Annotated in this window: 25 protein-coding genes; 1 reads left to right on the forward strand and 24 read right to left on the reverse strand. The window is 48.9% G+C overall.

The annotated features are described in order from the left end of the window. Positions 1-16 precede the first annotated feature (16 nt). The 24 genes from DP091_RS02565 to DP091_RS02675 form a co-directional block, all read right to left on the reverse strand. On the reverse strand, positions 17-877 hold the full coding sequence (locus tag DP091_RS02565) for a heptaprenyl diphosphate synthase component 1 (RefSeq protein WP_113056932.1): 861 nt from the start codon (positions 875-877) through the stop codon (positions 17-19). A 112-nt stretch (positions 878-989) separates the two neighbouring features. Next, positions 990-1,532 carry a hypothetical protein gene (locus DP091_RS02570; RefSeq protein WP_113056933.1) on the reverse strand — a complete coding sequence of 181 codons (543 nt, stop codon included), beginning with the start codon at positions 1,530-1,532 and terminating at the stop codon, positions 990-992. Positions 1,533-1,644: 112 nt separating this feature from the next. Further along, complete coding sequence (locus DP091_RS02575) at positions 1,645-2,607, reverse strand: 1,4-dihydroxy-2-naphthoate polyprenyltransferase (RefSeq protein WP_113056934.1); 963 nt, start codon at positions 2,605-2,607, stop codon at positions 1,645-1,647. A gap of 210 nt (positions 2,608-2,817) precedes the next feature. Continuing rightward, positions 2,818-3,042, reverse strand: a complete 225-nt coding sequence (mtrB, locus tag DP091_RS02580) for a trp RNA-binding attenuation protein MtrB (RefSeq protein ID WP_071223937.1) — start codon at positions 3,040-3,042, stop codon at positions 2,818-2,820. Between the two features lie 84 nt (positions 3,043-3,126). Then, positions 3,127-3,399, reverse strand: coding sequence for an HU family DNA-binding protein (locus DP091_RS02585; RefSeq protein WP_006209463.1), 273 nt, complete (start codon positions 3,397-3,399; stop codon positions 3,127-3,129). A gap of 259 nt (positions 3,400-3,658) precedes the next feature. Next, positions 3,659-5,137, reverse strand: a complete 1,479-nt coding sequence (spoIVA, locus tag DP091_RS02590) for a stage IV sporulation protein A (RefSeq protein ID WP_113056935.1) — start codon at positions 5,135-5,137, stop codon at positions 3,659-3,661. 600 nt (positions 5,138-5,737) lie between these two features. Beyond that, positions 5,738-6,490, reverse strand: coding sequence for a hypothetical protein (locus DP091_RS02595; RefSeq protein ID WP_113056936.1), 753 nt, complete (start codon positions 6,488-6,490; stop codon positions 5,738-5,740). 24 nt (positions 6,491-6,514) lie between these two features. After that, positions 6,515-6,874, reverse strand: coding sequence for a 2Fe-2S iron-sulfur cluster-binding protein (locus DP091_RS02600; protein ID WP_113056937.1), 360 nt, complete (start codon positions 6,872-6,874; stop codon positions 6,515-6,517). A 70-nt stretch (positions 6,875-6,944) separates the two neighbouring features. After that, entirely contained in the window at positions 6,945-7,529 is a 585-nt protein-coding gene (locus DP091_RS02605; protein ID WP_113056938.1) for a hypothetical protein, read from the reverse strand. 42 nt (positions 7,530-7,571) lie between these two features. After that, positions 7,572-7,751: a DUF2768 family protein gene (locus DP091_RS02610; RefSeq protein ID WP_071223929.1), complete on the reverse strand. Its 180-nt coding sequence runs from the start codon at positions 7,749-7,751 to the stop codon at positions 7,572-7,574. Between the two features lie 146 nt (positions 7,752-7,897). Next, positions 7,898-8,173: a stage VI sporulation protein F gene (locus tag DP091_RS02615; RefSeq protein WP_006209456.1), complete on the reverse strand. Its 276-nt coding sequence runs from the start codon at positions 8,171-8,173 to the stop codon at positions 7,898-7,900. Between the two features lie 63 nt (positions 8,174-8,236). Next, positions 8,237-9,277 carry an NAD(P)H-dependent glycerol-3-phosphate dehydrogenase gene (locus DP091_RS02620; protein ID WP_113056939.1) on the reverse strand — a complete coding sequence of 347 codons (1,041 nt, stop codon included), beginning with the start codon at positions 9,275-9,277 and terminating at the stop codon, positions 8,237-8,239. Beyond that, positions 9,270-9,896 (reverse strand): glycerol-3-phosphate 1-O-acyltransferase PlsY, encoded by a 627-nt coding sequence (gene plsY / locus DP091_RS02625; RefSeq protein ID WP_113056940.1) that lies wholly within the window; start codon positions 9,894-9,896, stop codon positions 9,270-9,272. The genes DP091_RS02620 and plsY overlap by 8 nt, the downstream gene beginning before the upstream one ends. Positions 9,897-9,907: 11 nt before the next feature. Further along, positions 9,908-11,230 (reverse strand): ribosome biogenesis GTPase Der, encoded by a 1,323-nt coding sequence (gene der, locus DP091_RS02630; protein WP_071223925.1) that lies wholly within the window; start codon positions 11,228-11,230, stop codon positions 9,908-9,910. Between the two features lie 211 nt (positions 11,231-11,441). Beyond that, positions 11,442-12,659, reverse strand: coding sequence for a 30S ribosomal protein S1 (rpsA, locus tag DP091_RS02635; protein ID WP_113056941.1), 1,218 nt, complete (start codon positions 12,657-12,659; stop codon positions 11,442-11,444). A gap of 121 nt (positions 12,660-12,780) precedes the next feature. Continuing rightward, a complete protein-coding gene (locus DP091_RS02640) occupies positions 12,781-13,371 on the reverse strand; it encodes a lysophospholipid acyltransferase family protein (protein WP_113056942.1) in 591 nt (196 codons plus the stop codon). Between the two features lie 21 nt (positions 13,372-13,392). Then, a complete protein-coding gene (gene cmk, locus DP091_RS02645) occupies positions 13,393-14,073 on the reverse strand; it encodes a (d)CMP kinase (RefSeq protein ID WP_113056943.1) in 681 nt (226 codons plus the stop codon). Between the two features lie 176 nt (positions 14,074-14,249). Continuing rightward, the gene (locus DP091_RS31200) at positions 14,250-14,537 is read right to left on the reverse strand and encodes a DUF5359 family protein (RefSeq protein WP_181469709.1); all 288 of its coding nucleotides are present in this window, start codon (positions 14,535-14,537) and stop codon (positions 14,250-14,252) included. A gap of 65 nt (positions 14,538-14,602) precedes the next feature. Then, on the reverse strand, positions 14,603-15,256 hold the full coding sequence (locus DP091_RS02655; RefSeq protein ID WP_181469724.1) for a flagellar brake protein: 654 nt from the start codon (positions 15,254-15,256) through the stop codon (positions 14,603-14,605). 205 nt (positions 15,257-15,461) lie between these two features. Continuing rightward, positions 15,462-16,811, reverse strand: a complete 1,350-nt coding sequence (gene ypeB, locus DP091_RS02660; RefSeq protein WP_113056945.1) for a germination protein YpeB — start codon at positions 16,809-16,811, stop codon at positions 15,462-15,464. Between the two features lie 89 nt (positions 16,812-16,900). Continuing rightward, positions 16,901-17,047, reverse strand: coding sequence for a hypothetical protein (locus DP091_RS31205; RefSeq protein WP_181469710.1), 147 nt, complete (start codon positions 17,045-17,047; stop codon positions 16,901-16,903). Between the two features lie 73 nt (positions 17,048-17,120). Continuing rightward, positions 17,121-17,816 (reverse strand): glutamic-type intramembrane protease PrsW, encoded by a 696-nt coding sequence (gene prsW, locus DP091_RS02665; RefSeq protein ID WP_071223918.1) that lies wholly within the window; start codon positions 17,814-17,816, stop codon positions 17,121-17,123. A 57-nt stretch (positions 17,817-17,873) separates the two neighbouring features. Further along, positions 17,874-18,485: a genetic competence negative regulator gene (locus DP091_RS02670; protein WP_113056946.1), complete on the reverse strand. Its 612-nt coding sequence runs from the start codon at positions 18,483-18,485 to the stop codon at positions 17,874-17,876. A gap of 200 nt (positions 18,486-18,685) precedes the next feature. Beyond that, entirely contained in the window at positions 18,686-19,060 is a 375-nt protein-coding gene (locus DP091_RS02675) for a hypothetical protein (protein ID WP_113056947.1), read from the reverse strand. A 93-nt stretch (positions 19,061-19,153) separates the two neighbouring features. Between DP091_RS02675 and DP091_RS02680 the strand changes: the two genes are divergently transcribed. Further along, positions 19,154-20,065 (forward strand): polysaccharide deacetylase family protein, encoded by a 912-nt coding sequence (locus DP091_RS02680; RefSeq protein ID WP_113056948.1) that lies wholly within the window; start codon positions 19,154-19,156, stop codon positions 20,063-20,065. Positions 20,066-20,103: the final 38 nt, after the last annotated feature.

Consider the following 20,103-nt stretch of genomic DNA (forward strand, 5'->3'; position numbering starts at 1 on the left):
TATCCACAACATCCCCCTACCCTTCACTTACAACGGACCGGTAGGTGCTTAGCCGTTTCAGGAACGGGTCCAGCATACCGGCGTACGGGCTCTCTCCTGCACGGTTTGCAAGCAGCAGCTGTACGGCATTTACGGACTCGCGCAGCTTGTCCAGCAGCTTCTCCGAAACCTTGTGCTTCAGGATCAGCTTCCTCCAGTCCTTCATATCCGTTTTCTTGCCAACCAGCATCTTCCGTTCCTCTTCGCTCCCTGACTCGATCAGATGCCAGTATACGTAACCGCATCTGCCGACTTCAGGCGTCGCACAGCGTTCCATCTCCTGAACAAGCGTCTCACACTCCGTAATTTCCTTGAGCAGCTTCTCCCATGTTTCTTGTACGGACACCTCAAGCAGCGGAGTAAAAGAAAGAAACAGCTGCATATTCAGCTGTACCGTTAGCCGTAGATATTCTTCAGAAGGCAGCAGCGTTTTTTTCATTTTGCCGTATAATCTCATCTTCATCACGTTAACATCGCTGACAGCCTTGCTAAGAAGCGAGATGACAGCAATTTCGCCCTTTAAGGCAAGGAGTTGATAAAACCGGCTGCTGAAATAATCCCCTGCAAGCACTTTTAACTGCCGGGATCGCATCATCGCCTCTCCTTGATTGCCCTCCGTAACGTCGATGCTCTCATGCGTATCGAGTCCCACCTGAACCAGTGAGGTGACCAGTGCGTACAATTCTTCATGTCCGGCAAGATTTCGTCCCGAATCCTTTAAAAATATGTATAGCAAATGAACACGGGCATCCGGAAAATTCGGAAGTTCCGTGTGGTTCTGAATCATATCATAATTTAAATATTTCTCTGCCAGTTCTGGTACGCGATACGGTTTCATTCTCAGCCTCCGTGCACTTGATGTTCTTTTGTCCAATTGAGCCCACAATCCAATCTATTATAACACATGTTCAAGGCACGTACATGCCCTGTCATCTACTATTTTACCCCTTTCAAGGACTGCTGAACTGCTTTACCCAAAGATTCGTAAATGTTAGGTTAAGAGCGGCCGCAATGGATGGCGGAACATCGCCGTTCTCAAGCTGGGTAAGAGCTTCTGCATTGCGCAAGTCCCAGGCATCCTTGTTCATGTTCGAAGCCAGCAGCATATACCGCTTCCCTCCCCATCGATCGATGGCTACCACTCTGAGATACAACTGCTGCACATTGTCCGTTCCTTCGAACGTAAATGACATAATGCTGGCGATATCCTCATATACCTCGGCGGCCGTTTCCGGGGGGTCGCTTAATTTGATATCCAGCGTCAGGGCGCCTTCATCATAATCTGCCCGGCTTATTTTCAGATGAAGAGGAAGATCTGTTAGGGAGTCCACGAGTCCGGCATCGCTTAACTCCCGACTGTGATAGGGAATCGCCGCTGCCACAGCGCCGACCTTATAACGGGCTTGCGATTGAAGCCCCATTAATAGCGCGAGCATGATAAATGCAATTGCCGCGGGCAGAATTACGGCTCGTACGGATTGCCAATGCTTCATGTCCTAAACCTCCTCTATTCCTAGTTTCTTCCGCTCCTCATGAGTCCATACCTCATTGTATAAAGAAAAAAAGCAGGCTATGCCTGCTTCAGGTAAAACGATCCGATTCGGTTTAGAAGAATGATCGAGAAGTCCATGCCACGGCTACTCCCAGCGCAGCGATCCTCGCCAGATTCATGAGGACGAAATTTTGCACCGCAATTACAAATGTCTTCTCCTTGGAAGGATGGGCGGTGAATAGGGCGCTTTTTTTGTAAACCGGGACAAGGGTGACAAACACCAGAAGAATTAACACGGGGTGCACCTTCATCAGGAGAAGAGCCACCAGATCCAGATAAGCAAGGCAGTACAGAATTCGGAACAGCTTAAGAGAAGGCCTGAATCCTATATATACGGGCAGCGTGTACCTCTTGTTCTCCATATCCTCATCCATGTCGCAGATGTTGTTGGCCAGCATGATGTTGGCAATCCCCAGAATGGCCGGCAGTGATACCACCAGCAGCAGCAGTACCTCAGATAGGTTCACCTGAAGGGACAGAACGCCGTCCTGGAGGTCCAGAACCGCCAGATGACCACCCTCCGCATGGATCCATGCCGAAATAAATAGAATGACAAATCCCATGAACAACCCGGAGAACAGCTCGCCTAGCGGCATCCGCGAGATCGGAATCGGTCCGAACGAATATAATATCCCTACGGCAAAAGACAATCCCCCCAGCAGCAGGATCAACCCGCCCGTAGATAAGAACAGCGCGATCCCTGCACCAACGGCTGTCAATAGCAGTACGATGATGACGGAGACGACCGCAGGCTCCTTAAGGTTATAACGTACAATGGCATTGTGCTGCTCATAACCGAACCCGTTCTTTTTGATCGCTTTTTTATAGTCGTAATAGTTATTGATCGCCGTCGTTGCCATATCAAACGACAGCAATGAAGCCAGCATCAGGGCACAATGATACCCGTCGAACTGTTGAAAACGAAACAAGGCATACAAAGTTCCGAACAGGAACGGAATCATGCTGGCTACCTTTGTCTGCATTTCCACCAGTTTAAAAAAAGCTCGGATTCCCATAACCATCATCCTTTATCCAATTGATCTGATTTCAGATTAAAGGATTTCATGGCCGCGGTCTGTTGGAATTGTACTTGACAAACGAGTTTGCAAATGTGACGAAAGTTACTTTTGGATTGTTCCGTTCTCATATCCAGCAAGAGCACCTTTAACAACCGCATAAAAAAGCCCCACCAATTTGGTGGGGCTTAGCCAAAATATGAATCCTGTTCAGATACCGGATTCAATCTTTCCGTGCTTGGTCATGACCTCTGCTTTGCCGCGTATTTTCACCGCAGACGTATGATCCGTGAACTGAGCGATGATGACCTCGCCTTTGTCCAGCTTCTCAGTATGATGAAACCGGGTGTCCTGACCGCGGGTAAGGCCGATCACCTGCACGCCGTGGTCCAGCGCTTTGACGATAAAATAATCCCCGTTTTGAACGTTTTCCATTTTTCAGGCCTCCTCACCGTAAGCTAAAAGAAAAGGCCGTGAACGAATTCACGACCTGTGCTCTTAGGTAATATGTAGAAATCTTTATTTGATTCCGTCTTTGAGCGCTTTACCAGGTTTAAATGCAGGAATTTTGCTCGCAGGGATTTCGATTTCTTCACCTGTTTGCGGGTTGCGGCCTTTCCGTGCGGAACGCTCGCGAACCTCGAAGTTGCCAAAGCCGACCAGCTGTACCTTGTCTCCACTTTGCAACGCTTCGGAGATTGCATCGAAAACGGCATCAACCGCTTTAGTTGCATCCTTCTTGGAAAGCTCTGTAGATTCAGCTACTTGTGTAATCAGATCCGATTTATTCATTCTTTCACCTCCCTAACAAGGAATGTGCTCCACTTGCTATTCACTGTTTCCGTTTTACCGCAAATTATACGTGCAATCGGGTATTTTACCCCTATCTCGCGTTTAGAATGCATGACGCGGAACAAATTTATAGTAATACAGCCATCTCATAATTTCAAGCGTTTTGCTTTGCCAGACCAAAGAAAACACGAAAAACAGCCGCTAATCGGGACTTTAGACCCGTTAGCGACTGCGTATTCAACACCTTACCGGCACTCACTTAAAGAATAATCGCGATCAAACCGCCGGAACCTTCGTTAATGATGCGACCTAAAGTTTCTTGCAATTTGTATCTCGCATTGTCAGGCATCATCGCGATTTTGCCTTGAATTCCTTCACGAACGATCGAGTGCAGCGAGCGTCCGAATATGTCGGATTCCCAAATTTTGATCGGATCGTTCTCGAAATCCTGCATCAGATAACGCACAAGCTCTTCGCTCTGCTTCTCTGTGCCGATAATCGGGGAGAACTCGGATTCCACATCGACCCGAATCATATGGATGGAAGGCGCGGTCGCTTTCAATCTTACCCCGAAGCGAGTGCCTTGACGGATAAGCTCAGGCTCATCCAGCGCCATCTCAGCCAGGGAAGGAGCAGCAATACCGTAACCTGTCGTTTTAACCATTTCAAGCGCTTCGGCGAAGCGGTCGTATTCCCGTTTGGCATGGGAGAACTCCTGCATCAGCTGCAGCAAATGATCCTTACCGCGAATCTCGACACCCACAACCTCCATCAAGATCCGGTCATACAGTTCGTCAGGTGCAAAGAGATCGATCTCGGCAACGCCCTGACCCATATTCATGCCGCTAAGTCCGGCATGGTTGATGAAGTCATACTCCATGAACTGGCTGACCACCCGATCCACGTCACGCAGACGGCGGATGTCTTTCACGGTATCTCTGACCGAGTTCTCATAGTTGCTGCGCAGCCAGTGGTTCTCGTTAAGAACCATAACCCAGCTAGGAAGATTAACGTTCACTTCATGCACTGGGAACTCATACAATACTTCACGAAGAACGCCGGTTACATCATCTTCGGTCATCGTGGCTGCACTCAGTGTCATCACCGGAATGTCGTATTTCTCTGCCAGCTCATTGCGCAGCTGAAGCGCTTCTTCGCTGCGTGGACGCGTCGAGTTAATGACTACCACGAATGGCTTGCCGACTTCCTTCAGTTCCTCGATGACGCGCTCCTCAGCCTCGACATAAGAGCTGCGCGGAATTTCTGCAATGCTTCCGTCTGTGGTGACAACGACGCCAAGCGTGGAGTGCTCCTGAATGACTTTGCGGGTTCCGATTTCAGCCGCTTCCTGGAACGGAATCGGCTCTTCGAACCATGGCGTCGAGATCATTCTCGGACCGTTCTCATCCTCGTAGCCCTTAGCGCCTTCAACGGCATAGCCTACACAATCCACCAGTCTGACGTTGACCTCAAGACCTTCCGTTACTTTGATCTGTACCGCGTTGTTCGGCACGAATTTCGGCTCGGTGGTCATGATCGTTTTCCCAGCAGCACTTTGAGGCAGCTCATCGACAGCTCTTACTCGATCCGCCTCGTTCGTAATGTTCGGGAGAACAATCGTCTCCATAAACCGCTTGATGAAGGTTGATTTTCCCGTACGGACGGCACCGACAACACCTAAGTAAATGTCCCCTCCGGTCCGTTCGGCAATGTCCTTAAAAATGTCCACTTTTTCCAAAAGAGATCCCCTCCTCAAATTACTCCGAAGGAAAAATGCTTTAAGAGCATCCGCTTCGTGTTCCACTCATAGCCAAAGCCATTGCAACAGATGAGCAGCCTTTACAATGTCGCCAGCATCCCGCCGCCGGTATTCCATGAGTTTTGATGGAAACGGCAAAGCGGCGTAACTCGTACATGCATTTGGACTAGTAACATCATATGTACCGGGTTCAAAAATATGACGGTTGCCCCTTAAAGTCCGTCCAGTTTTTTTCTAAGATATCGAATAGGCCTATACCAACTAGACACCGCCATCGATTATCGTAAAGAAAAACTATTGCTGGGGCGCGGTTGGTCTTCATGCTGCGCCTTCAGACGTTTTCGTACACCTCATGATGTGGGCAACCGGCTCTTGCCCGCACTACTCTTTCAGATTATGAATATGCGCGCACTTTAATAGATATTCCAAATAGATTCAACCATTTTCAAAAAAAACTATCGAAGAAGGATCTCAGGGAAAAAAATGCAAACTGCCTCTTTGCTTTCGGGTGCTCATTCTACAGGCTCGGTAACCAGGCAGATTCAATAAAAATACCCGCCGATAACGGCGGGTATAGGTTTAGGATCGCGGCTGAGCAACGGGCTGCCCATCCTTCCATGTATAAGGTACGGATTTTACCGGGACATAATAGGATTCCTTCTCCAGGAACACCCGTAAATCGTCTCCTTCTTGCGGATCGGAACCGTTCTTCTGGATCGCCTGCATAATATCAAAGGCATAGTCGGCGTACACCGTTCCCTCATCATCCATCATAAAGGTCATCTCCTGACCTGAGTACACACTCATCAATCTAACGGATTTGGCATCGGTCTTGGACAGGTCCACCGCCGTATAGCCCGGGTAGAGGGCTTCCCCTGCGGGAAGCGCGTTGTCATGCGCCATTTTGTACAAATTAACCGCTCTCTGAACGTCATTCACCTTCTGGGCCGTGGTCAAGTCCATGACCTTCACGGTTGGCTCCGTTTCCTCATTAATAATGAGAAAATATCCACTGCCGCCCTTCTCAAATGCCGTATCCGGAATTTGGTCAATGTATCCCCGGTTCTTCAGCTGATCCAGATCAACCCGGTATTTCTCATACCGTGGAACTTCCGGACCTGCCGTAATCATCGGCAATATTCCCTGTTCTTTATAAAAATCATCTACGGCCGATTGTATCCGCTTGACACTTTCCCTATATGAAACATTGTTCTCCTGCAATTTCTCGTCAGGATAAAGACAGCCTGTCAGCAACATCGGAAACAGCACCAGGACTAAGACGGCGGACATTCGCTTCGAACGGCCTGCCGCTTGGGTCATCCAAGTGTTCATACTCAACTAACATCATCCTTCGCTTTAAATAAAGTCATCGGACTCCCGATTTCTCGCCGCTTCCAGCTGTTTGCGTACCGCAGCTTTGAGCGGGTCCTCGGGAATCATTACCCTGATATGATTCGTGATTCTCGTCTGGCAGGACAGCCGGTAGCCTTGTTCAATCATCGATGTCCCCAGCTTCCTGATTTCATTGGGCTCCGGTGCGGAGCAATGATCGCGTTCCTCGCTCGGAACGATGATCTTGCACATCAAACAACCGGCCTTGCCTCCGCAGCGGGTAGGAATACGCACACCGGCCCGACGCGAGGCATCCAGAACGTTTGTGTGCGGACGAACCTTGACCTTTTTCTGATCCGGTTGAAATAACACCTCGTAGTCCAACGATAAACGCACTCCTTTTCTTATGTACACCTTCTGCCATACTCCCTGGCTGCTTCACACAGGACTCCGGTTAAAGCCCGGTTAATCGGTTCAAAACCATTCGATGTTCCCCAAGCAGCTGGTTCCGGCTTAATAACCGCTGAAGAAGCGGCATATGATGGTCTATGTCCCGGAGGATCGCTTCCGCGATGGCAATATATCGATCCGGCCTGTCCCGTAGCACATTAAACACCAGTTCATGGGATAACGGCATTAGTCGTACCGTGACGCCCTGTATATGACGCTCTGGTGCTGCAGGATACAGCAATTGATCGATCTCAACACAGTAGGAGGATCCGTTAGATTTCACTTCAAATCCGCCCACCAGCTCAATCGGGACTTTCTCTATTTCATAGTGGCTCAGAATCGAAGAATATATCCCTTCTTGGTCCAAGCGGGGAGCATCCACGGCCATAGAAGCCAGCGACTCATGCATAGGCTGTACGCCCCCTATATCGGTATATATATCGATATCTCTCGGCGGTTTGTCCAATGTTACATCCTGAAGGAGCAAGCTGCAGCTTCCACCGAGCAGCCAAGCCATGGGTACCTGATTCAGCTTATGAATGGCGGTAGCTAACACACTCTCCAATTCCGGCAGATCATTCAGCGTCATGCTGCACCCCTTTACCGTATCGTCCCGGATTGGCTTCCTACGTTATATGATGGAGGCCAGTCCAATAATAAAACCGAAAATCATCATCATAAAGGCCACGAACGACAGCGCGCCGCGCAGAAAGCCCTTGGTCTTGCTTCGCGCAAGCGTAACCACTATGACGGACAGTGCCATAATCAATAACGCGACTAGGGACAGCCACATCTTTTGCATCGGATCCATGTCACGAAACTCTCCAATCTCTCATCAATTTCAACCTATTATATCACGAAAATGATAGCGCCTCACCTCAGGTATGTCGAAAAAAAGAACAAAAGCCGCTATCCGGTGAGGAGCGTCTTTTGTTCAACATACATCATCATCGTATCTTATTTGTTCATCATCATTTTCATCAAGGCTTCCATGTTGCTCGGGTTCATGCCGCTCTTCTTCACCGCGCCGACAATCTCCTGGATCGTGTCCTCACTAACAGGTATGTTCGCCATCGAAGATACCTGCTTAATCAGCTGGCGGAGCTGGGCTTCATTTTGCATTGTAGACGGCTTAACCGTGCTAGCCAGCTTATTGACAGCCCCTGAAGAAATTTTCTTGCCGCTTTTCTTGTTAATCGCATTCAGTACATCCTTGTGAAAGCTTTTGCTCATTTCCACCCCTCCTCCGACATCCTCACATCAATATATGAGTCAATCATCGGAATGGTGAATAAGCTAGGTGTGCCATTGCTCCCAAGTTTCAAGCGGCATCATTTCCATCTCTGTTTTGGGATCCCGGCCCATCAAGGCTTCTACGGCAATCCGGGGATTCCGGTCTTTAAACAACACATGGTACAGCTGGTCGGCAATCGGCATTTGTACGCCGTATTTCTCGGAAATGGCATGTGCGGCTTGGGTCGTGCGAATTCCTTCCACAACCATACCCATAGAGCCCAAAACCTCGTCTAACTTCTTTCCCTGACCGAGCATCGAGCCGGCCCGCCAGTTTCGGCTGTGCTGGCTGGTGGCCGTAACCACGAGGTCACCGATTCCCGCAAGCCCGGCAAACGTCAGCGGATTCGCTCCCATTTCCATGCCGATTCGCAAAATTTCCGCCAAACCTCTCGTAATAAGCGCTGCCTTGGCGTTGTCGCCGAAACCCAGTCCGTCGGACATCCCGGCCCCCAAAGCAATGATATTCTTCAAGGCTCCGGCCAGCTCAACACCGATCATATCCCGGTTCGTGTACACTCTGAAATACGTGTTCATAAACAAATCCTGAGCAGCTACAGCCGCCGCAGCATCCAATGAAGCCACAACAACCGTTGTCGGGCAGCGTCTGACCACTTCCTCCGCATGGCTTGGTCCTGATAATACGACCACGCGGCCTTCCTCGCATTCAAGCTCCTCGGATATGACCGTGGACATCCGCTTCAAGGATTCGATCTCAAATCCTTTGGTTGCGTGAATCACCAGCATGTCTTCGGTCCAGTACTGCTTCAGCTGGCCCGTCACCTCCCGCATCGCGGACGAAGGCGCCACGATAACCACGGCTGCAGCCGATGAGACCGCCTCTTTCATATCGGTTGTAGCACGGATATTCGGTGGTAACTCCACACCGGGTAAATAACGGTTGTTGGTATGCGACTCGTTGATTTCACGAGTCTGTTCCTCCGTTCTTGTCCAGACGACCACATCCAGATCATTTGAAGCGAGAACACTTGCCAAAGCGGTTCCCCAACTGCCTGCCACCAGAACAGCGACTTTGTCAGACAACGCGCTTCCCTCCTTTGTCCTTTCCTTTTCCGGAACCCAACTTGTTTTCACGCCCCTGCACAAGCTTCACGATGTTCGAGCGATGCCGCCAGAAGGCGAATATGCATATGATCAAGCTCGTCCAAAAGATCGGCCACGAATAATCCGCGATCAATAGAAAAACAGGGGTAAGCACTACAAATATAAGGGAACCCAAAGATACATAACGGGTAAAAACAATGGATAGGATTGCGATAATGCCTGCTATAAGCGCTGGTATAAAGCAAAGCGTAGCAAGCACCCCAATGGCTGTTGCAATCCCTTTGCCGCCTCGAAAGCGGAAGTATAGAGGCCAGTTATGACCGATAATGGCCGCAATACCGCACAATCCCGGCAGCCACGCATTGTCTCCCCCGAGCCATCGTCCGATCCAAACCGCAGCGATGCCCTTAATTACATCCAAAGCCAATACCAGTATGGCAGGTCCCTTTCCCAGGACGCGAAGGGTATTGGTTGCCCCGGCGTTGCCGCTGCCATGCTGACGAATGTCAATCCCTTTCAGGATTTTGGCAAGCAGCACGCTGAAACTCACTGATCCGAGTAAATAACTCACTACTATCGCTACGATCTCCAAAATCAAGCTATTCTCCCCTAACTCTCATCAGACTTTCTTCGAGTAAATATCCTGATGGGTGTACCTTCAAAGTCAAACGCGGCCCGAATTTTGTTCTCAAGGTAACGCTCATATGAGAAGTGCATCAATTCCGGATCGTTGACGAATACGACCATGGTCGGCGGCTTGACTGCAACCTGCGTCGAATAGTTAATACGCAGTCTTCTTCCCTTATCCGTTGGAGGCGGATTGATGGCAATCGCATCGGATATGACATCATTAAGGAGATGCGTCTGCACGCGCAGCGAATGCTGATCAGCCACATGCTTAACGACAGGGAGCAGCTTCTGCAAACGCTGCTTCGTTTTGGCCGACAGGAAAACAACCGGCGCATAGGTCATGAACAAGAAATGATCGCGGATCTTTTTCTCGAACTGCTGCATCGTTTTGTCGTCCTTCTCGACCATATCCCATTTGTTCACAACGAACAAAGAGGCTTTACCGGCCTCATAGGCATAACCGGCAATATGCTTGTCCTGCTCGATGATGCCTTCTTCCCCGTTGATGAGGACGAGAACGACATCCGCGCGCTCGATGGCACGCATGGCGCGCATGACACTGTATTTCTCCGTGGTCTCATAAACTTTCCCGCGTTTGCGCATGCCAGCCGTATCGATGAGCACATACCGCTGCCCATCCTTCTCGAAGGGCGTGTCAATAGCATCGCGAGTGGTACCGGCAACGTCACTGACAATGACGCGCTCTTCTCCCAAAATGGCATTAACCAGGGAGGACTTGCCCACATTCGGTCTGCCAATCAGGGCAACTCGAATAACATCCTCGTCATATCCATCGTCTTCAAGCTCCGGCAGATTCTCGACCACAACGTCCAGCAGGTCGCCGATCCCTGTGCCGTGACTGCCCGATATTCCGACAGGATCGCCAAATCCGAGGGAATAGAACTCATAGATATCATCAACACGCTTCAAATTATCCACTTTGTTTACGCTTAGTATGACAGGTTTACCTGAACGGAACAGAATCTGTGCAACTTCCTCGTCCGATTGGGTAACTCCTGTTTTGGCATCGCACATGAACACGATGACGTCCGCTTCTTCAATTGCTAGCTCGGCCTGCATGCGGATGGATTTCAATATCATGTCATCGCCGTCGATTTCGATACCGCCGGTATCAATGACGCTGAACGCTTTACCATTCCATTCGGCACTACCGTAAATCCGGTCACGGGTAATACCCGGTTTATCTTCAACGATGGCTAATCTGTCGCCAATCAATCGGTTAAATATGGTCGATTTACCGACGTTAGGCCGTCCAACGATAGCCACTACGGGTCTTGCCATAGTCACTCCTCCTGTCAATTCTTACGATTATCATCATAGCAAAAAACGTTACAATTGGCTAACCTTTCATCTTTATTTCTATTATGCTCTACCCCATGTTACAACATCCGTAAACGTTCGTCCCCTAAAAAAACAAATGGCGAACCCAGATTTCTGGGTTCGCCGACTTCGTTATGATAGGTCAATAGACCGAACAAAACTGTTCCCGGGCTTACTTGAATTTGCTCAGCTTATCGCCGAAACGCTCTCCAAGCGTAACGCTCATGCCTTGGTTGTTCAAAGAAACGTTCGGGTTGTCTTTCAGGTCGATTTTAGGACCTTTGGACGGTTTTTCAGCGCGTGGAGCTTGAGCTGGCGCTTCTTCCGTTTCTTTGATGCTCAGGCTGATACGTTGCTCAGAAGTGTTGATATCAAGCACTTTAACCTGAACTTCTTGGCCTTCTTTCAATACTTCTTGCGGTGTACCGATATGCTTGTGGGAGATTTGGGAGATATGAACCAAACCTTCAACACCTGGTGCCAGTTCAACGAAAGCTCCGAAAGTAACCAAACGTTTAACAACGCCTGTTACAATGTCGCCCGTGTTGAATTGCTCGCCAGCTGTTTCCCAAGGACCTGGAGCGGCTGCTTTGATACTGAGGCTGATTTTTCCTTTTTCAGGATCTACTTTCAGTACCTTCACACGCACTTGATCGCCTTCGGACAATACATCGGCCGGCTTGTCGACGTGGCTCCAAGCGATCTCGGATACGTGAACCAAACCGTCTACGCCGCCAACATCAACAAATGCTCCGAATTGCGTAAGGCGTTGTACTGTACCTTCCAGCACTTGGCCATCTTGAAGCTCGGACATCACTTTTAGTTTGTTGGCTTCGAACTCTTCTTCGAGAACATCCTTCTGGGAAAGGATCACTTTGTTGTTCTCGCGGTCCAGTTCCTTCACTTTCACGCGAAGCGTACGGCCTTTGTAGTCGCTGAAATCTTCAACGAAATGACGCTCTACCATGGATGCAGGAATAAATCCGCGTGCTCCAACATCGGCTACGAGACCGCCCTTAACAACGTCAGCCACCGTTACTTCGAATACGTCCTGATCCGCAAAATGCTTCTCAAGCTCTTCCCACGAATTCTCAGTGTCGATCGCGCGCTTGGAAAGAACCAGGCTTTCCTTGTCGTCGTTAATGCTAACGACTTTGCACTCTACCTCTTGGCCAACCTGAACCGCATCAGATGCGTTGTCAAGCTGTACAGAAGACAGTTCGCGAACAGGAATTACGCCGTCATATTTATATCCAATGCTTACATAAGCTTGGTTGTCCTCCAGTTTGACGATCGTCCCTTTCACGGTGTCCCCTTTTTTCAAGGATACGATTTGGTCCAGCTGCTCTTGGTTTTCTACAGCCTCTTCATTTCTTGTTTCTTCCGACATGTCAAATAACCTCCTCAATTCAAACCCCATTTATTTAAACTCGCATTCGCGAAGTTCAAAACATAATTGCTGTAGTATCTTTCCAATCTCCCCATGCTTTTTATGCATGGAATGAAATAAATCAGTTCACGGTTGGCCTGCCGCTTGCGCGCATTTCGTGAATCTTGGCCATGATCAACTCGGTTGCTGCATCCAGCGCTTCCGGTGACTTGTCACCTTCAAACCTTGATAGATCCACAGGGGCACCATAGATGATTTTCACTTTGCGAAAAAGCTTGTAATCCCCAATGATCGCAGCCGGTATGACCGTCGCCCCGCTGCGGAGAGCGAAACTTGCCGCACCCCGTTTGGCCGCAGTTGAATCGGAATTGCGGGTGCCCTCAGGAAAGATACCCATGATCTCGCCCGTGCGCAGAATCGTGAGGGCGGTTTTGATCGAATCTTTGCTTACTCCCCCGCGCTTGACCGGAAATGCCCCAAGCTGACGAACCAGCCATCCGAACACCGGAATGTTGAACAGTTCCGCTTTGGCCATGAACTTAACCTGGCGCTTGACGTGAATGCCCACAGATATCGGATCTCGAATGCTAATATGATTGCTACAGATCAGCACGCCGCCTTCTGAAGGAATGTTATGTACGCCGACAGATTCAAATCTGTAGAGAATAGCGAACAAACCGCGGACCACCGCTCTGCAAAAAACATAAATCATGCCCATTTCTCCCCATCCCACTTAAGTTTCGCAATATGAAAGAATTGCCTCCACAACCTGATTGATATCCATATGTGTCGTATCCAGTATGATGGCATCCTCTGCGCATCGGAGGGGCGACACTTCACGTTCCTGGTCAAGCCTGTCACGTTCTGCGATATCTCTTTCCAGTTGTTCCAGCGATATGCCTTCATCACTCAACTCATTGAAGCGGCGGAGAGCTCGTTCCTTGACACTGGCCGTCATGAAAATCTTCACTTCAGCATCCGGCAAAACGGTTGTGCCGATGTCACGTCCATCCATGACAACGCCCTTGTCTTCCGCCATTTGCTGCTGTAAACGGACAAGCTTTATCCGCAAACCCTCGATTCGTGCATATTGGGATACCACTGCACTAACCTGATGTGAACGAATATGCGGCGTGACGTCTTCCCCGTTCAGCCAGACCATTTGACCATTTTCATGCCGTTTTAATTCAATCACCATATTTTGTGCATATTGAAGCACTTTTTCGGGATTTTCTGGAGAAATCCCTTGGTTCAGCATGAACCAGGTGACTGCCCTGTACATGGCTCCGGTATCCACATAGATGTACTGCAGCCTGCTGGCTACCATACGCGCTACGGTGCTTTTACCCGCGCCTGCCGGACCGTCGATGGCAATATTCATTCTGTCGCGATAACCTGTCCCCTGCGTAACCAACGGGGCATTCCTCCTCAAACATCTACCTCGAAATCGAAAGGGCTTACCATCCGTTGCGGACGGGGTCACCGTTTCTCTAGTGAAAATATATAAGACAGCGCAGATGAAACAAAGGCGTAATCTTATATTTCAAGAAAAAAGCAGGCGCCCGCCTGCGACGTGAAAATTATACCACACTAGCTAGAGTGATGCAAAAGAGAAGGGGTGTTTTCCCCCATCCAATCGTTTACATTTGGCTCGTTAACGGGAACACCCTCCATCTGCTGAATAGGCGAGATATAGGGCCGGCTAGGCTCATAATGCAATAGGAGCTGGGTGATCACCAACGCAAGCACTAGTCCGACTAGCAGCTTAAGCAGCATGTGACCGTAGCGGTCGTGCAGGGCTTGTCCCTGCTCGGCATCCTTTACTTCCAGTCCTGTTTTTTCAAGCAGTTGGTCGTGATCGTTTACTACTTCTGACATGGCTGACAGTTCCTCCGGCACAAAAATTTTCGGATAGTGTGCCACCGGCTTGTCCCTTTTATGCATTAACGGTTGCGAAAATCAAATTGTCTCTCAAAACAATAACGAATCAGCTTCTGGCGTTCCATATCTGCGATTTGATTAAACTTCAGCATAACGATGCTTCGGTTGGTTGGGAGTTCCTTCACCCTTACAACCTCGCCTTCAAACGGGACATGCTCCACGGATCCGTTCTTAAACGGGATAAGGATCCAGCAAGACAATATACTCCCTTCCGCAATCGCTTGATCCTGCTGCAGATGAAAGGATACGCCGCCGCCGCCGACATCGTCGGTTTTGGCTAAAAACTGGCTGCCGTCTTTGGTCATAACGGCTACCTCGAGCTCGGCTTGCACCCGTAGGAAGCTTCTTCTCTGCACCTTCGTTATTTGATCCTGCTCCGGCTTCTTGATGCGAACCAGACGGATTATATCCTCATGGTGGCTAAGGACGTGGGAATTGAAGAAATTTTTGACTCCGCCTTCCGTTAAAAAGTAAGCGGACAGCTCGTCCCCGATGTACAGCTTTTTCAGCTTGCCCGTCCCTTCCTGCAGCGGAACCTCCATATACATCGATTCGTCATCCATGTCGGAAATGCGGGATTTATAAACAATGTTAGCTTCCTTCTCATCCCCCGTATCCAACTGGATATAGAGGACATCGTTAATCTTTGGATACAATGCGCTCACCCACTAATTCATCATAATCATATGTTCCATTATATCACGGGATCCCATGGCCTTAGGGCAAAATCTTCAAAACAAAGTCGATTTATGTCAATCCTCGGGAACACGGGACTCTCTTCCTTGCTTTAGAACCTACATCCAAGCAAAAAAGCCGGTTCAGGGAATCTCCTGAACCGGCTTGCATCACACAGTGCTTTGATTATTTAATTCCTGACTGTGCATCCTTCACGACCTCGACCGTTTCCTCAAGGCCGGTATCCGAGTTAATGTAAATCCGATACTGGGCTCCATTAATCCGCCCGCCAAATTCATAACACAGAACATCTTCGGAGCGGTCATTTTTGATTAAGGCCTTACGGTGATAGAGCACTTTAAACTCAGGATTCAATACCTTCTCCGCTTCGGCAAGACTAAGTTTCGGCTGCGGGATTTCTCGCTTGATCTGATGCTCGTACACAAAGTCGCTGGCCTGGAATCCAATGACATCCCCATTGTCCATAGCCGAACGAACCGTGATTTTCTCTGGATAAATCAGTACGCCATCCTCTTCACGAACAAAGGAAAAGTTGGCCAGGTTGTCGTATTGGTCCGCTGAAATAACCGTCATATCGGAATAGCCTTTTTTCGTCAGAAATTGCTGGGCTTTGTCGATTGCAGCTTGAACGGATGCTTGCTTTGCGCCAACATTCCGTTCATCCGTATAGGAGATCAGCTGGCCGCCTTTTTCGGTAAAGTCCATGCTGAGCATATGACCATTCGGATGCTGCACCTTCGCTGTATACGATACCCACTCGGTGCCGTTTCCGTTCTTCGTCACTTGCACTTTGGCATCATTGCCCACATCCGAGAACTTCAGCGCTTTGCGTTTCACATCCTCTTCCGATATCGGCATGCCTGCCAACTGCTTCACGGAGCGGCGGTTATAAATGCTGCTTACCGATGGTCCCCAGTCAAGCTCAGGGTAGGACTCTACCTTCTTATCCACCGTTTTAAAGCCGTCAATAATGGAATTATCTTCGACTTTATTCGTAGCCAGTGCCGTCTCTACATCCATCCAGCGCAAACTGTTTGCGATAACCTTGTTCTGCACATGCTGCAAATCCTTCGTAATTTCGCCGGAGTTGGCGTACAAGGATTTCAACGTTTTGACCTCACTCTCACTGAGCGGCTCCTTCGTCAAATCACGCACACCTGTTTTGTAAGCAAAATTAGAAATTCGGGAAAGGAACTCTTCGGTCTTGTTGAAGGGAAGGAGCGTAAGCGGCAGCTGGCTGATCTCATTTTGAGCCTCGCTGGTTAGGCGCCATACATTCATCAAGCCTTTGCGATGCATCCCTTGGGAGGTAGAGCTTACCGCGAGCGTATTGCCGAGCTCGGCATGAATCCTGTCCATGTTGTACGACAAGTCATGGAATGCCCGTTGGTATTGGTTCTCGGCATTAATCAATATGGCGTTTTTCTCTTTATTCTCTTGATAACCCCATACCAGAGCCCCGATCAATAAAATTGTGGCCACAGGAAACAGGATAGCGCTTAATCGTTTGTACATGATGCGATAGTCTCCTTTCTTCTACTCACTGCCGTTAGTTTGACTAGAAGAAAGAAGTCTTATGCATTTCTGTATAATTCCTTCATCCCTTAGAAATCTTCCTCAATCTCGAAGTGATCGCGGTTGTTGCACAGACACTGCTTGAATCCGGTTTCGATCCGGCCCTGTTCCTTTTTTCCCCGCAGCACAAAACGTTCACCGCAATCTTTGCAAAGAATTTTCACTTTTACACGCAAAAAAAGACACCTCCCTTTCTATGATTCCCCGGCTGTCAGCCGAGGTCTATAGAATGAAGTGTGCCCTGATTTGTTAAGTGTTAACCTCTTCCTCCCGCTTAATGAAACGAAAAGGAGAACGGTTGTTAGCTCTAGAGATTTTGCCCATGCCGCCATACCATAGCAGCACCATAAGCGGTACGATGAACCATACCCATGTGTGAGTCAGCAGACTCAGAATCAGGTCGTACAAACCATGCCACATCCAAGGCAGGAACAAGGATAGAACGAGAAAGAACCTTCTTCGTTTCCCTTCCGTGAATCTCGCATGTCCCATGTAGTAGCCCATGATAACGCCAAACATCGCGTGTCCCGATACGGGCAGCAGTGCTCGCAGGAACATCGGACCAAAGGCTGCCTGGCTGTACCAGGCGTAAAGCAAATTCTCTACCGTAGCAAATCCAAGCGATATCGCCACTGCATAAAGGATGCCGTCATAAGGCTCGTCAAATTCCGTATGGTTAAAAATAATATGATACATTACGAACCATTTCAGAAATTCCTCAACACCCGCCGAAACGAGCAATGAGTTGACTACCGGATTGTCGCCAAGCCATAGTATCATTCCCCGCTGCAAAATCATGACCGGGAAAACGACCAGAACCCCTAACATGAACACCTTGATCACCATGTGCAGGGGCTCTTGATCATACCTATCTTTCAGGTAAAAATACGTGAGCAATGCGAGTCCCGGCGCCAAAGCTGACGCAATTACCGAGAACACCAGCACTAAAATTCCCCTTCCGTTAGTTGCGGGCCTGAAGTCCGGCACGCACGCCCACCTTTGTTAATGCTGACGCTGGAAGTGTGTGCAGATAACCTCAACCGCTTGCTGAGGCATTACTTTCTTACCGTATTCCTCCAGCACAGCCTCCGTTACTGAAGAGGATTCACCGAATTCAGCCAGCATTGCAATAACCGCCGGCAGCTTCTCGCTATCCAATTCCTCAGGATCGAAGTACAAAAACCATTTATCCATATAGTGATAGAGCTTACCCGCTCCGCCTACAAGGTCCTTCAACATATGCGATGCTTCAATGAGCACTTCAAAATCCTGAAAAACATAGACGATAGTATCACTTTGATCCAGCGTTACTTCCATTTCATAAATCTCGTCCGGCATATCTTCTTCGGACAAGCCGCCGAAATGATGATCGTATTTCCCTCTCGTCACAATAACCACCATGCCCTGGGCAGGCAGTGCAAACACCTCAACGGCAAGAGGTCCGGTGGCATCAAATCCGAGCTCACTGTATGCCTGATCCATCATCTCCGTAAACAGGTCATAAACTTTCGGTATTTCCTGCCACATCTCTTCCTTCTGGATCCCACGCTCACTCAGATCGTCAAACGTGAGGAAAATCCGTATCTTATCTTGACTCAAACGTTCTATTTTCATGACAGGATCCTCCTTACGTAAACAAAAGTTTATAACAAATTATGATGTCTGGATTATGACGTGATAAAAATGGTTTTATATATTGATTTTATCATTTAATACCCACAAATGCACGTAAATATGTAACTGAAGAAAAAAGAATCATTCACAGGGATTCGCGTGGCCGGTCCCCGAGAATGATTCAAAATGGTTCATGCCGTTTACAAACCCGGTATGACGGTGTGGGTTTCTTTCAAAATCTGTTCGACTTCGTTCTTGACATCAGGGTTGTTTCGGATAAAATCCTTGACTTGCTTCAAGTTGGCAGCCTTCGAATGAGTCGATGTCTGTACCCCTGCAGTTCCATTGGAATGAGTGGAATCATGTCGGCCTGAACTGGGAGACACGCTTTCTTGGCTCGAGCCGGAATAATGCTGGCTCTTCGTGCCCTGAATTTTACTCATCGCGGTATCCGCGAATCGGCCAAGATTCGCATCTTTCATCATTGAGGAGAAGAACCTGCTGTTATTACGGGAAATCATCCGGCATGCAACGGCGCCGATAATGACACCATATAGAAATGACGAAGTCTTCACAAATGATACCTCCTTCTATGATAAACTCGAGATTATTGTTCTCGCACTGCCAGGAACTCATGCTACATAAATACAGGAAAGTGAGATGGAATCATGGTTAGAACACGAACAGTACTTCTGCTGGCTTGCTGCCTCATGCTCAGCGCTTGCGGCAACAACGGAGTCAATCAGAAGCAAGGCGCGGCCAAGGAAGTCGGTAATGACAGAGCTACGCAGCAAAGTGAAATCTCTGGACAGGCATCCGCTCCGAAAGAAGGTACCGACAAATCAACCGAAACGGACAAGCCTGAAGCCGAGCCTGAAGTAGATACTCCCGCGGACCCATCGGATGAAGATCTCAAGAGTCCCGATGCCGAGGCGCCGACTGAACCGAAGTATCACATGAATAAGGTGTACCGAATCGTCCCCAATGATGATACTGTACCCGAAAAAGTGGTGCTGCTCACATTTGACGACGGTCCCAAGGAAGAAAAAATGATCAACCAAATGATCGATACGCTCGACAAACATAACGCCAAAGCGATTTTCTTCGTGAATGGATACCGTGCGAAGGAGCATCCTGAACTGCTGAAGCTGATCCATGACCGAGGTCAAATCATTGGGAATCATTCCTGGGACCACATCGACCTGAAAAAAGAAAATCAACAAACGGTACAGAAACAGATCGGCGATGTCCAGCAAATCGTCAAGGAAGCGACCGGTTCGGAACCGAAGTTTTTCCGTCCTCCGTTCGGCTCTGGCGGAGATATCGTTAAGGAAGTTGCCCTTAATCATGACCTGCTGTTCATGACCTGGTCCAACGGTTCCCTGGATTGGGAAAGCCAAACCAAAAACAAACCCGATGCCGTAGTCAGCAATGTGCTCGAGCAGCTTCACCCCGGCAGCAACATTCTGATGCACGAGCTTCCGTGGACCGTAGAGGCCCTCGATACCTTGCTGACCAAGCTTGAAGCCATAGGATACGGCTTCGTGGATCCGCGATTAATCGAACCTAAAATAAGATAATCCGGGAATACACAAAAACCTTAATTCTGCCGTCACCA

Source organism: Paenibacillus sp. MDMC362, assembly GCF_003269305.1.
In the GTDB taxonomy this organism is placed as follows: domain Bacteria; phylum Bacillota; class Bacilli; order Paenibacillales; family Paenibacillaceae; genus Paenibacillus_AQ.